16 protein-coding genes are annotated in these 13,663 nt (G+C 25.0%); 10 read left to right on the forward strand and 6 right to left on the reverse strand.

The features are described 5' to 3' along the window. Nucleotides 1-54: 54 nt before the first annotated feature. Nucleotides 55-1,224: a glycosyltransferase family 4 protein gene (locus X274_RS07470; RefSeq protein ID WP_047266208.1), complete on the forward strand. Its 1,170-nt coding sequence runs from the start codon at nucleotides 55-57 to the stop codon at nucleotides 1,222-1,224. Between the two features lie 7 nt (nucleotides 1,225-1,231). Here X274_RS07470 and X274_RS12395 read toward each other — a convergent pair whose 3' ends face one another. Both X274_RS12395 and X274_RS11990 read right to left on the reverse strand, forming a co-directional pair. Continuing rightward, a complete protein-coding gene (locus X274_RS12395) occupies nucleotides 1,232-1,483 on the reverse strand; it encodes an integrase core domain-containing protein (protein WP_084822686.1) in 252 nt (83 codons plus the stop codon). A gap of 291 nt (nucleotides 1,484-1,774) precedes the next feature. Then, complete coding sequence (locus tag X274_RS11990; RefSeq protein ID WP_156166161.1) at nucleotides 1,775-1,927, reverse strand: hypothetical protein; 153 nt, start codon at nucleotides 1,925-1,927, stop codon at nucleotides 1,775-1,777. A gap of 166 nt (nucleotides 1,928-2,093) precedes the next feature. Between X274_RS11990 and X274_RS07475 the strand changes: the two genes are divergently transcribed. From X274_RS07475 to X274_RS07500, 7 genes are all read left to right on the forward strand, one after another. Further along, a complete protein-coding gene (locus X274_RS07475) occupies nucleotides 2,094-2,738 on the forward strand; it encodes a CatB-related O-acetyltransferase (protein WP_047266209.1) in 645 nt (214 codons plus the stop codon). 83 nt (nucleotides 2,739-2,821) lie between these two features. Beyond that, entirely contained in the window at nucleotides 2,822-2,959 is a 138-nt protein-coding gene (locus tag X274_RS11995; RefSeq protein WP_156166162.1) for a hypothetical protein, read from the forward strand. A gap of 236 nt (nucleotides 2,960-3,195) precedes the next feature. Further along, nucleotides 3,196-3,633, forward strand: a complete 438-nt coding sequence (locus X274_RS07480) for a CatB-related O-acetyltransferase (RefSeq protein WP_052913241.1) — start codon at nucleotides 3,196-3,198, stop codon at nucleotides 3,631-3,633. Nucleotides 3,634-3,642: 9 nt separating this feature from the next. After that, the gene (locus X274_RS07485) at nucleotides 3,643-5,061 is read left to right on the forward strand and encodes a CDP-glycerol glycerophosphotransferase family protein (protein WP_047266210.1); all 1,419 of its coding nucleotides are present in this window, start codon (nucleotides 3,643-3,645) and stop codon (nucleotides 5,059-5,061) included. Next, a complete protein-coding gene (locus tag X274_RS07490) occupies nucleotides 5,058-6,713 on the forward strand; it encodes a cytidylyltransferase domain-containing protein (RefSeq protein WP_047266211.1) in 1,656 nt (551 codons plus the stop codon). Before X274_RS07485 ends, X274_RS07490 begins: the two co-directional genes overlap by 4 nt. Further along, on the forward strand, nucleotides 6,697-7,815 hold the full coding sequence (locus X274_RS07495; RefSeq protein ID WP_047266212.1) for an N-acetylneuraminate synthase family protein: 1,119 nt from the start codon (nucleotides 6,697-6,699) through the stop codon (nucleotides 7,813-7,815). The genes X274_RS07490 and X274_RS07495 overlap by 17 nt, the downstream gene beginning before the upstream one ends. Next, nucleotides 7,775-9,220 carry a lipopolysaccharide biosynthesis protein gene (locus X274_RS07500; RefSeq protein ID WP_052913242.1) on the forward strand — a complete coding sequence of 482 codons (1,446 nt, stop codon included), beginning with the start codon at nucleotides 7,775-7,777 and terminating at the stop codon, nucleotides 9,218-9,220. Before X274_RS07495 ends, X274_RS07500 begins: the two co-directional genes overlap by 41 nt. A gap of 237 nt (nucleotides 9,221-9,457) precedes the next feature. Here the strand turns inward: X274_RS07500 and X274_RS07505 are convergent, their stop codons facing one another. The 4 genes from X274_RS07505 to X274_RS07520 form a co-directional block, all read right to left on the reverse strand. Continuing rightward, nucleotides 9,458-9,673 carry a hypothetical protein gene (locus X274_RS07505; RefSeq protein ID WP_047266213.1) on the reverse strand — a complete coding sequence of 72 codons (216 nt, stop codon included), beginning with the start codon at nucleotides 9,671-9,673 and terminating at the stop codon, nucleotides 9,458-9,460. A gap of 156 nt (nucleotides 9,674-9,829) precedes the next feature. Continuing rightward, nucleotides 9,830-10,048: a hypothetical protein gene (locus tag X274_RS07510; RefSeq protein ID WP_047266214.1), complete on the reverse strand. Its 219-nt coding sequence runs from the start codon at nucleotides 10,046-10,048 to the stop codon at nucleotides 9,830-9,832. 327 nt (nucleotides 10,049-10,375) lie between these two features. Beyond that, nucleotides 10,376-10,588 carry a DUF2922 domain-containing protein gene (locus tag X274_RS07515; RefSeq protein WP_047266215.1) on the reverse strand — a complete coding sequence of 71 codons (213 nt, stop codon included), beginning with the start codon at nucleotides 10,586-10,588 and terminating at the stop codon, nucleotides 10,376-10,378. A 16-nt stretch (nucleotides 10,589-10,604) separates the two neighbouring features. Then, nucleotides 10,605-10,820 carry a DUF1659 domain-containing protein gene (locus X274_RS07520; RefSeq protein ID WP_047266216.1) on the reverse strand — a complete coding sequence of 72 codons (216 nt, stop codon included), beginning with the start codon at nucleotides 10,818-10,820 and terminating at the stop codon, nucleotides 10,605-10,607. Between the two features lie 381 nt (nucleotides 10,821-11,201). Between X274_RS07520 and X274_RS07525 the strand changes: the two genes are divergently transcribed. Together X274_RS07525 and X274_RS07530 are read left to right on the forward strand one after the other, a co-directional pair. After that, nucleotides 11,202-12,137 carry a metallophosphoesterase gene (locus tag X274_RS07525; RefSeq protein WP_047266217.1) on the forward strand — a complete coding sequence of 312 codons (936 nt, stop codon included), beginning with the start codon at nucleotides 11,202-11,204 and terminating at the stop codon, nucleotides 12,135-12,137. Nucleotides 12,138-12,304: 167 nt separating this feature from the next. Then, a complete protein-coding gene (locus X274_RS07530) occupies nucleotides 12,305-13,585 on the forward strand; it encodes a hypothetical protein (RefSeq protein ID WP_047266218.1) in 1,281 nt (426 codons plus the stop codon). The last annotated feature ends 78 nt before the right edge of the window (nucleotides 13,586-13,663 follow it).

Raw genomic sequence — 13,663 nt, forward strand, 5'->3', positions numbered from 1 at the left:
TTCTGTAAATTGAATTTACACAGTAAGTAATAATATATGAGGAGGTAGTAATATATGCGCATATTATTAATATCTTTTTCAACAAATCCTGACCTTCAGCAATATTTATATAATTTATATAAATATTATAGATCTGAAAATAAAGAAGTATTTACGTTAGGTTCTAATGATATAAAAATAAATACTATAATGGATAAATATAATTATATTATCAAAACACCCGAAAGGCCAACTATAAACACGGAATCTTTTGTGTTATTTTTTAAAAATATAAGTAAAATAAAAATGATAATGAAAAGAATAAAACCTAATATAGTTCATTTTATTTCAAAACATGTTTGGAATTATTTTTTTATTAAATTATTTTTTAGATATCCAGATATTTATTTTTTACACACAATTCATGATCCTATTGGGCATATGGAGGAGAAAATTCGAAAAAAAGTTATTTTTTATTATAAAACTATAAATAAAATTGTAGATGGTGTAGTTTTTCATAGCTATAATAGTTTTGAAGATTATAAAAACAATTATAATTTAATAAGAAAAAACATTATAATTCCACTAGGTATTTTTAAATCTAAAGAGTATCAAAAAAATAGAAATAATAAAAAAGTTATAATCTTTGGTAGACTAAATCCTTATAAAGGATTAGAATTTATTCCAAAACTATCGGATGAACTATTAAAATTAGATAAAAAAATAGAAATAAATATTTATGGAAAGGTAGCACCAGAAATAAATAAAAATTTAATTCAAAAAATAAAAAGAAAAAAAAATATAAGATTTTATTCTGGATTTGTTAGTGAAGATAAAGTAGATGAGCTATTTATGAATCATGATATTACCTTAATAACCCATAAATCAATTTCTCAATCTGGGATTATTGTAAAATCATATTTAAATTCTAGACCAGTAATTGCTTTTAATGTTAAAGGTATGAGTGAGTTTGTAAACAAAAAAACCGGTGAGTTGGTTGAACCATTTAATATAAAAAATTATGCTAATAAAATATATAAATTATTAAATAATAAAAATATTTTAGATTATAAGTCTTTTAATGCATGGAAATATTCAAAAAGTAATTTTAATGTGGAGATAATGGCAAGAAATTTATATCACTTTTATTCCGATGTTTTTTATTCTAATTTTTTGAGTAAAAATACAAAAAAAATGGAAGAAAGTTCTTCGCACATTGACCCCCGAAAATTAGACAAAAAATAAAAAAAACTCATTTTTTCACAGAAACGAAAAAATCAGAAAAATCATAAGAAGAAATAAAATCATTGAAATTATCATTAAAAAGATAAAAAACGAAATCAGGAGTAAGATACTTTAAAGACCCATGAGGTCTAAGATGATTATAAAAATAAATATAGGACATGTAATAATTATAAACATCATCGATATCGTTAAAAGAAATATATTCAACAAATTCTCTTTGAACAGAAGAATGAAATGATTCAACAAAAGCTTTCTTGATTTTTAATCAAGAAAAAAGTATTAAGAATTAAATTAAAATAAAAAAACTTAAAACCTGCGGAGCATGTTAGGATCATCAATCGATAACAAATCAACAAGTAGCTTTTTAATATGGTCATCATAAATCTTTTCACCTTTAGTATTCAAAGAATAACCTTTAAAACATTTATTTTCCTACTATAACGATTAACTACAAAAAACGGTTCTTTCTGATTTTACTTGATAAAAACGAATACAACATTTATATCATCTGAATTATAATAAATATATAGCAATAATAAATCTTTTTAATTTAAATAGTGTAATAATAAAGAGTTAAATAAAAATCTTCAAGTAATTTTAGAAAGAACCACTGTTCACTTGACATATACACGTTAGAAGTTATTCTAAAAAGTTTGTCATTTAAATTGTCCAAAACAAAAACATTTCTAGAACTTCTGAACATGGTATCACCTCCAATAAGTTTTGGGTACAATATAATAATACTACAAAAGTAAATCAACACCAAATGTGGGGGTGATGCCCTTTTTCGAAATAGCTTATAATCAATATTCTGTAAATTGAATTTACACATTATTCTATACTAATTATACGAGGGAGTGATTTCATTTATGAAAAATTTTTTAAAGAAAATGTATTTATTATATTTGAATTTTTATAGTAAGGGGAAAATTAAATCTTTTATAAATCCAAAAACTAAAATAGGAAAAGATATTTATATTGGGAGAAATTGTGTTTTTTTTAAATATTTAAATTCTATAGGTGATTATACTTTTATAAATGACGATGTAAGAATAGAATTTACTAAATATATAGGGAAATTTTGTTCTATTTCTCACCATGTTTTAATTGGTTTAGGAAAACATCCGATACAATTTTTATCAACAAATTCTATTTTTTACTCAAAGAAAAAAGGATATATTAAAGAAGATATTTATGATACTTTAAAAGAGTCGGGATTAACAAAAATAGGAAATGATGTTTGGATTGGAGCAGGCTCTTTGATAATGTCTGGAATTACTATAGGAGATGGAGCTATTATTGCAGCTGGATCCGTTGTTACTAGAGATATTCCACCATATGCCATAGTTGGCGGTGTTCCAGCAAAAATTTTAAAATACAGATTCGAAAAGGACATTATAGACGAGTTAGTAGAAAGTAAATGGTGGAATGTCGATATTGATATTTTGATAAAAAATTACAAATATATAACAAACCCAAAAATTTTCCTAAAAAGAATTTTTAATGAAATTTAACAGGAGGCTTTTAGCTTGTATTCTCTAAAAGATCAAGAGGTTAAAGTAAAAAAATGTTAAGAAAAATTTTTGATTTTTAGAGAATGTCCCTCTTTTATAGCAATAGTATTGCTATAATATTTAGAAATCTCGTATTTTTATTTTATGCATTTTTATCTGATACTTTAGCAATTTTACATGGTATTTCAGATGTTTATGCTACTTTAATTGTTTTTTCTTAAATATTTAGGATCAAATTGTGTATTAGTAGTCCATAACGTATAAGCTAATTCAGCTAATTTTCTTGTTATAGTAATTTATGCTACTTTTTTATTTTTTCCTCTTTTCAATAGATCATAGTATTTTTTTCGATCTTCTGGTATTAGTTTTAAAGTTCTTTCTACCCATAAGGAGAAGATATGTCTTAAGTGACGATTCCCTTTTTTGATATTTTTTTGTTTCTTTGATATTTTCCTGATTGAGATTTGGGAAGTTTTGTTCTGTAGCATATGGAGTAAAAATAGGTTTAAATCCTCATCCAATAAATTATGTTACAACAAGTCCCTTATTTTATATGAAGCGAGGAGGTTTAGTAAATGAAGATTTATATGATGAATATAATGAAAAAGTCATAATAGAGCATGATGTTTGGATAGGTGCAAATGTGTTGGTTAAAACTGGTGTGAGAATAGGTACAGGTTCGATAATTGCAGCAGGAGCTGTGGTAACAAGAGATGTGCCACCATATGCAATAGTAGGAGGGGTTCCTTCAAAGATAATAAAATATAGGTTTGAAAGAGATGTGATAGATGAATTGTTAAAAAGTAAGTGGTGGGAAAAAGACATTCAAATATTAAAGAAACATTATAGAAAAATAACAAATCCAATAGAATTTTTGAATTCCTTCAATAAATAGGTGATAGTTATGATAGAAAAATTATTAAAATTTGAAAATGAAAATGTAGAGTTAATAAATTATAAATTTAATAACTCTGATAATTTAATGTGGCCATTTATAAGAATGAAGATTTTTACAGATATTATCAGTAAAAAGCTGAATTTATCTGAACCACATGCAAATAAAAAGAGTATTAAATTTTCAGATAAAATAAAATATTTTTATAATTTAATATTTAATCCGGTATTTTATATTAATAAAACTTTTGATATACTTTCTATAAGTATTTCAAGAACAAATATGCTTAAAGAGAGCAAATATTTCAATTTTTTATATGATTATTATAATTTAATATACCCAGAAAAAACAATATTTTTAGAAGAAGCATTTAGAATGAAGTTTTATAAAAATAAATATTTTAAAAACACATACTTGTTTGATTCCTTAAAGTTAAAACCCTATTTGTATTCAAAATTCAATTTTTTAAAAACAAGAGATAACAATATAAAATATTTTATAAATAGTTTAAAAAAAATAAAATTATTTGACGAAAATTATTATAATAATTTAGAAAAACTTCTAAATAGAACGTCTATAAGAGTTTACTATTTAGAAAAATTATTTGGAAAATTTTTAAGAAAAATAAAACCAAAAATCCTATTTTTAAATACAGCAAGTTATGGAGGAACAAATGTCATTTTAATTAAAGTTGCAAAAGAAATGGGAATTAAGACTGCAGAATTTCAACATGGAGTAATAACAAAGTCGCATATAGCATATAATTACGGAGAAGAAGTATTTAAAAATAAAGAATATCAGAAATATTTACCGGATTATTTATTAACCTATGGAGATTTTTGGAATGAAAATATGAGAATACCAGTAAAAAAAATAACCATAGGGAATCCTCATTTTTGGTATAATTATGACAAAATCAATAATTTTAAAGAAGAAATAAATAAAAAGAGAATATTAATAGTATCACAAGGAGCATTAACAAATATATATGTAAAAATAGCAAAAGAATTGTCTAAAAAAATATCTAATGATTATGAAATAATTTTCAAATTGCATCCTGGGGAGGTAGCGTTTGAAGAAAGATATAAAGATTTAGAAAATTATGATAATATTATTATAAAAAAGGATGGAGACATATACGAATTAATAAATATATCAGATTATATAGTGAGTATATATTCAACAACAATATTTGAAGCAGCTTCATTAAACAAACCAGTATACGTATATAAACATCCAATGTCGGATGCGTATATTCCAGAAGATATAGGTGAAAGGGTTAGAGATACAAATGAGTTGTATGAAAAAATAATTGAGAATATAAAATCAAAAAATGAGTATAATATAAATTATTTTTGGAATAAAAATTGGAAAGAAAATTATAGAAAATTTTTAAAAGATGAAATAGGAATTGAGGTGGAAAAATGAAAATATTAGCAATAGTTCCAGCTAGAGGAGGTTCAAAAGGGATAAAAAAAAAGAATATAAGATTATTAAATAATAAACCGTTAATAACATATATAATAAATACAGCTAAAAATAGCTATTATATTACTGATATCGTTGTTACAACAGATAATGAAGATATTATAGATGTTGTTAAGCCAATTGATGTTAAAATAAGAAAGAGGCCAAAGAATTTAGCAGAAGACAATATAACATTAGATCCTGTAATATATGATGCATATGAATGGTATAAAAATAACTATTCAGACGTTGATTATGTAATTACCTTACAACCAACATCACCATTATTGACGAAAGAAACATTAGAAAAAGCAATACAATATATAATAGTTCAAAATTATGATACAGTATTGTCGGTTGTTGATAATACACATCTTAGTTGGAAGAAAGAAAATAAAAAAATTATTCCAAATTATTCAGAAAGGCTAAATAGGCAATGGTTACCAAAAATATATAAAGAAACTGGAGCTTTTCTTATCTCAAAAAAGGAATTTATTTCACCAAATAACAGATTTGGAAAAAAAGTGTCAGTTTTTGAAGTGCCCCCAGAAGAAGCAATTGACATTGATACGCCTTTAGACTGGTATATAGCAGAAAAAATTATGCAAAGACTAAAAATATTATTTGTAACTTCAGGTAATTCAGAAATAGGGATGGGTCACATATATAGAACTGTAACATTAGCTGAGACATTAATTGGACATAATATTGACTTTTTTTTACTTAACACATCAGAATATGCAAAAAAAATAATTAGTATAAATGGTTTTAAATATTATGAAAATGATATCGATAGTTTGTATAAAATAGCGGAAAAATACGATATTATAATAAATGATTTTTTAGATACATCAGAAGAATATATGAACAACTTAAAAAAATTGAATAATTTTATAGTTAACTTTGAGGATTTAAGTGGTAATTCTGATAAAGCTAATCTTGTAATTAATTCATTGTATGAGAGATTTAATGTTCCATCAAATCATAAATATGGATATGAATATTGTGTATTAAGAGAGAATTTTTTAATAACACCACCTAATAAATTTAAAGATAAAGTTAAGAATATATTGATAACATTTGGTGGAGTGGATAAAAATAATTTAACCTTAAAATCAGTTATCTCATTAAGAAAAGTAGTGCAAGAAAAAAATATAAAAATAAAAATAATTGTTGGCCCTGGTTATAAAAAATTAAATGAATTAAATGAAAGTATATTAGATATAGGAATAGATAAAAATGTTGACATAATACAAAACGTACATAACATGGCCAAAGAAATGCAAAACATAGATTTAGCATTAACTTCAAATGGACGGACAGTATATGAATTAGCATCAATGCGAATACCAATAATCAGTATAGCTCAAAATGACAGAGAAACTTTACATACTTTTGCAAGATATAATGAAGGTGTTGAATATCTCGGAATTGCGTGTAATGTAAAAGAAGAAGATATTAATAAAGTCGTTTTAGACTTGATAAACAACAAAGAAAAAAGATTTTACATGTATAAAAACCTGCCATATAATGAACTTAGAAACGGAATAATAAGAGTTAAAGAAGAGATTATTGACAATTACTGGAGGTGGAAAAATGGTAAAAATTGGTAAAAAAATATTAGATAAAAAAAGACCTTTTGATAAACCATATATAATAGCAGAGGCTGGTGTAAATCACGAAGGTGATTTTGAAAAGGCAAAAATTATGATAGAAGAAGCAGCAGAAGCTGGAGCTGATGCTATTAAATTTCAAACTTATAAAGCTGAAAAATTAGCTTCGAGATTTTCTCCTTCATATTGGGATACAACAAAAGAAAGCACAAAAAGTCAATACAAGTTATTTAAAAAATACGATAAATTCTGGAAAAAAGAATATGAAGAACTGGCAAAATATGCAGAAAAATGTGGAATAGATTTTATGTCTACTCCCTTTGACTTTGAATCTGCAGATTTTTTAGAGCCTTTAATTCCTGCATATAAAATAGCATCAGCAGATATAACAAATATACCTTTTTTAAAACATATTGCCAGAAAAGGAAAACCTATATTACTTTCAACAGGAGCAAGTTCAATTTCAGAGATATGGAAAGCAGTTGAAGCAATTAAAAGTGAAGGAAATAATGATATAGTATTACTCCATTGTGTATTGAATTATCCAACAGATGAAAAAAATGCTAATCTTGGAATGATTAAAGATATGAAAGAAAAATTTTCTGACTATATAATTGGATATTCAGATCATACATTACCAAATGTGATGAAAGATGTATTATCAACAGCCTGGTTATTGGGTGCTCAAGTAATAGAAAAACATTTTACTTTTGATAAAACTTTACCCGGAAATGATCATTATCATGCGATGGATAAAAATGATTTAAGAACATTTAATGAATATATAACAAAACTTCAGAAAATTATTGGAAGAACAGAAAAAGGATATCTGGAAAGTGAAATTCTCGCAAGAAATAATGCTAGAAGAAGTTTAGTTGCGGCAAAATTCATACCTATGGGAAAAATTATTACCGAAGAAGATCTAGCTATAAAGAGACCGGGTATTGGAATATCACCGGAATTATATGATAAAGTTGTTGGTTCAATCGCAACTAGGAACATTAATGAAGATGAAATTATATATTTTGGAGATTTTAAGGAAATGAAAAATTTTATGAGTGGTGATAAAAATAAAGCAAATAATAAAAAGAATAAAAAATAGCACAACTATAAAATCAGGAATTTGGTATACAATAACAGATTTTTTATTAAAAGGAATGGCATTTATAACCATTCCTATTTTTACAAGATTATTATCAGTTAAAGAATATGGAATAGTTTCTGTATACACAACATTTGTTGCAATATTTATGGTTATTACGGGACTGGATATACATACATCAATAGGAACAGGAATTAATGATTTTAAAGAAAAGAAAAAAGAATTTTTATCTTCAACATTATTTTTATCATTATTGAGTTTTACAATAATATTTTTACTTATTAATATATTCAAAGAATATTTTTCTAAACTTATAAATATACATCCAAATATATTGATTTTAGCAGTGATATCAGGATACTTATCTTTTATTTTTCAATTTTACATATCAGTAAAAGTATTTGAAAAAGATTATAAAAAGAAATCATTGTTAAGCTTAACAAATGCCTTATTAAATGTAGTATTGTCAATATGGTTATTATTGATAATAGAAAATAATAAATATCTCGGAAGAATATATGGAGATATAATTTCAAAAATAATGTTATCATCAGTATTATTTTTGATAATAATAATTAAAGGGAAAAAATTGATATGGTTAAAAGCATGGAAATATTCATTATTAATAGGGGTTCCTTTAATATTACATAATTTGTCAGGTATAATTTTATCTCAATTTGATAGATTGGCAATACAAAAAATAATAGGTTCTGAAAAAGTAGGATTATATAGCTATGCGTATACATTAGGAATGATACCGTTAATAATATTAGGTGCAACGAATCTTGCATGGGTTCCGTGGTTTTATGATAGGATGTATGGGGATAAAAAGAATGAAATAAATATAAAATCAAGATATTATAATGAACTATATGTTATAATATTATCATTAATATTTATATTAACACCAGAATTAGGGATACTAATGGCTCCACAAAAATACAATACTTCTTTAATGATAATTCCAATAATAATAGCTTCTTATTACATGCAATTCTTATATACGATTTATGTTAATTTTGCTTTTTTTTACAAAAAGACAGGAGCAATTTCATTTGGGACATTATTAGCAGGAGCAATAAATATTGTTTTAAATATATTATTAATACCGAAATTCGGATATGAAATAGCAGCAATAACAACATTAATATCCTATTTTTTTCTTTTATTTTTTCATGCTTTAAATGTAAGATATAATTTAAAAGATAAAACAATATCAGCAAGATATATGTTTGGTTGGGCCTTTTTAATAATTGTTTTGGGTATTTCACAATATTTAATAGCAAAATATTTTGGAATGTTTTCTTTTATTGAAAGATTTTCGAGAATTTTAATTTTTGGTGTTTTGGGTATTACTATTGGAATAAAATTATATAAGCAATTAAAACATCATTTGAATAAATAAACTATGTATGAAGGCTCAATTATTCTTTTCCTGATGATGATTTACAGATGAGAAGAGGGATAAAAGCATTTTTAGCAGGTGAAAGTATTTCGTGTGAAATGATTAATGAAGTATTAGAAGGTAAGATTTAATATAATTTTTTGAAATTAATACCTTGCCAAAAAGTAAGATTCATTTGATTTCACAATAAAATTTTGATATAATGAAAGTTAAGCCAGTGCTTTCGCACTGGCTTAGTTAGACCTCTCCAAAATCCGTTTTTTTGATTTCAGCCATTTTAATTAATTGATCATAGACAAAAAGCAAATCTTTTTCTCTATAAAACCGCATGCCTCTTGTTTCTAAATTTCCTGTTACTGGCTGGATTCTGAGAAATTTTACAATGTTTCTTAAAACATCCGCTTCATGAAAATCATACTTCCTGCAAAAGTACGGGATTGTGATTAATCCCATGATTACCATCCCCCTTTTGTTTTTTGGATTATGTGGATATTTTTATAGCATTTTAACCTACAGAACTTTTATCATACTATTACATTATACTACAAAATAGTGCTAAAGTAAAGGTTTTGATTTTAAGTTTTGATGAAACGTTTTTGAATAATATGTTTAATTTTCTTCAATTTCGTCTTTTATTTCTTCGAATTTTTCATCAATTTCTGCTGATAATAATTGGATTTGTTTGTTTAATTCTTTGTTGAAATTTTCTTGTAATTCTTTTAGTTCTTTTATTTTTTCTTCTGTTTTATCTTCTTTTGAAATTTCTGTTAGCATTTTGAAGAATTGATCCATTATGTTTAATAATAATATTTTTAAGAAGTCCCACATATTCATACCTCCAGTATTGCACGCCTACAGCGGGTATTGGATAAAGAATTTAATTGTACACGGTTCAAAAAGTACAAATGAAACGAAGACTCGAAGATTGCCCTCGAAAATTATAAATGAAAGCCGGCAAAATTACATGGATGTAATTTTGAGCGAAACAATACACGATGTATTGTTTGAGCGACGGCTGAGAATGAATAATTTTTGAGGAAATGCAATCGAGCTGTTTGAGTGAATTTGATTTTTTGAACTGTATTTAGATTTGAAAACATAAAAATTAAAATTTTTCATAATTTAATTTAAAACCGGGGTTGCCCCCGGTTTTTGTTACTGAATTAAATCAAAGAGTTCATTGGTTGTTGTATCAACAATTGTTGCATTATCTTTTTCATATCCAACTGGAACAAATACTCCAACAAATGAATCCATTGCGTTTTGTACTTCTGTGTCTGTTAAATCTGCTCTTGGGTCATTTAAATATATTGTTTTTCTTTTTCCATCTACTGTGTTTACAAAGGACATTCTAAGTTTTTTTGCCATAATAACTCACCTCCTATTAAGCCTGTAATTCATAATTTTCAATTTTTTCAATTTCGAGCAATGATTTTTCACACAATGAAGCAAAGTTGTTAGCAGCAGTGTATACTTGATCATCAGTTGCTCCAGCGATAATTTTGAATGATTTTCTTTTTACAATTTGTTTTCCTTCTGCATCTACTCCGTAATCAAAAGAAATTCTTGCTTTGTCACCTAAACTAATTTTAGTTGCCATAATAACTCACCTCCGGTATTACACGCCTACGGCGGGTTTTTGGATTAAAAATTTTAATTTTAAAGAAATCATAAAAAATAAAACATTAAAAAATACTTCGTATTTTTTCTCTGTCAGCGCTGACGATTGTAGTATATCTTATTGTTTTTGCATGGGAATAGTTGTGGAATAGATTGGGAATGAAGTTACTGAAGGGTAACATGGAAAAATTTCATTGTGAAAAAGTTAAATTTTTAATATATCAGGTGATTAATAAATACAAAGTAAAGATTTTCTTAATTTTTAAAAATCATAAAAAATTTATAAAAATTAGTGATAAAATTTTAATGTGGAATATTTTTATTTAAATGCTCTATCAAAATTTTTTGTGGGGGGATAACTATGAGTAAAGTTGTTATTATAAGTGATTTGCATATAGGTGATATGTCAGAAGCTGATGATTTTTATACGTCTGGAAATTTTGAAAAATTTATGTCGTTTCTTGAATTTGTTGAAAAAGATAAAGAAGTAGAAAAAATAATAATTGCAGGAGATTTTTTTGAATTATGGCAATGCAAAGTCGATAAAATTTTACAGATGTACGTTGAATTATGGAAAATATTTTCTAAGTTAAAAGAAGAAGGAAAAAAGATAATTTATGTACCGGGTAATCATGATTCTCTTCCATTTTCTAAACTGGTTTATAAAATTTCATCATTTTCATTTGGTCCAATAGAATTGACAAATAAATATGATATTGATCAAACGAAAAATTTGCTTTTTCCTTATTATAACGAAGATAACCTTTGGGTTGAACATGGACATAGATTTGATAAATATAATCGTAATGTATCAGATTCATCGGGTATTGGTAAGGTAGCAATTGGAAAATTTATTGCTCAAACTATTGGGGTTATAGAAAGATTGGGTGCAAAAGATATTGACGAGCAATTAGAACAGTTCTGGAATAAATCGAAATCAATATGGGAAAAGTTTAAAAAGAAATTTGAATCGCCTTTTTATAGGATTGCTGGAAATTTGCAATCTTATGTGACACCTGCGAATAAAGATTATAAAGGAGATTATTCAGAATATGAAAGTGGAGTATCATTACTTGCTGAAAAAATATTAAATGATGGTGTAGAAAAGGCATTTGTTGTACTTGGACATACCCATAAACCAAAGATAATACATGTTGACAAAAGAATTATTTATGCAAACTCTGGGAGCTGGGTAAAAAATCAGACAACATTTTGTGTGTTTGATACAGAAAAACAGAATATATCTCTTTGTGAATGGTATAATAATAGAATTGTGGAATTGGAGAGAAATCAGTAAATAAATTAAAATTCCTAAAAATGCAAATGAAAATTTAACTGAAGGTGAATTTATTACTGATCCTAAAAAATTTTTGGATTGTTTAAGAAATACTGGATTAAATGTTGAATTAGTGGATTAATAAAAGTTATTATCTATTTATTTAAAAACATTGGGGGAATATATTAATGACTGTTAAAAATAAAAGAGAAATTTTAGAAGAGATTCAAGACAATATTAAAAATATTATTAATAGTGAATATTATAATAAGTGGAAAAATGAAAAAGTAAAAGGTAGTGGATACGTTATTTTTAATAATAGCTTTTTGAATAGAGAAAATTTAGCTTTTACTAAAAAAAGTAATAAATACTTGGGTTTTGAAATTTTTGAAGATAGAAAAGAGATAAAAGAAAATATAAATGAATTAAAAATTTTTTTATTAAAAACCCTAATTAATGAAGATATAAAATTTTATTCTAAGAAACATAGAGATTTACCTGAAATCAAAAATATTGAAAGTGTTATAGATGAAGAATTAGAAAAAATAGGATATGCTTCGTTTATTTTAATTGGAGAGTTGAAAAGTCACTTTAAAATCACAGAAAGTGATAATTTTATAATAATTTATGATTCTAATTTGTCAAAAGATTATAATATTTGCTATAACGGCAAAATTGAGATACGTATAAAAAGAAATGTTGAGAGAGAGTTATTATTGAATGAAATCGTAGAACTTATTGAACATGATGAAAATTTAAAATCTAAAAGAAGTTGGGAAAGAGAATTTAAAGAAGAATATAAAAAAATTTTTTATGAATTGAACATTCCTACAAAAGAAACTAAAAAACATAATAATACGTTAATAGGAAGTATAAAAAATCATATTAAAAATCAGAATTTACAGTATAAAAATTATTTAGAAAAATTCAAAGATAATGAAGAAAATAATGAAAATTTAATGGAAATCAAAAGAATTGCTTATAATTTTGCAACAGATGCACTAAAAGTTATGAGATTGATATTAGTTATTTGCGACTTGCATCCAATAATTTTATGGTTAACTCTTTTTGAAACTTTAAAGTTAAAGAAATTTTTTGAAAAATTATTTAAAACTAGTAAAAAACCAAATTTAGAAGAATATAAACGTACAATAAGCAAATCAAGAAACAAATCATTCCATAATTTTTTTAATTTCGATATGGACATAAGGGTAAATTTAGAAGAAATAAATTTTAAAGGAAAAGAATTGCGGTTATTTAAAGAATACGGAAAAAATAATAAATTATTTGACTCTTTTAAATTCGAAGATCGTGAAATAATAGAAACATTTCTTACTTTTTCAAGAACCAATCAAGATGAATTATCGACTGATTTTTGGGAAAATAATTATAAAGTTATGGACGAGTTTTATGTATTGGTAGAAAAAACAGAGGAAGTTTTATGGATGCTAAATTCTATAAAAAAATAAACACACATATATTTTGAGGTGTTCATATGTTTATAGAAAAAGAAGAAACTTTAAAATATCTTATTGATCAGATAATGC

It is taken from the genome of Marinitoga sp. 1155, assembly GCF_001021175.1.
Lineage (GTDB): Bacteria > Thermotogota > Thermotogae > Petrotogales > Petrotogaceae > Marinitoga.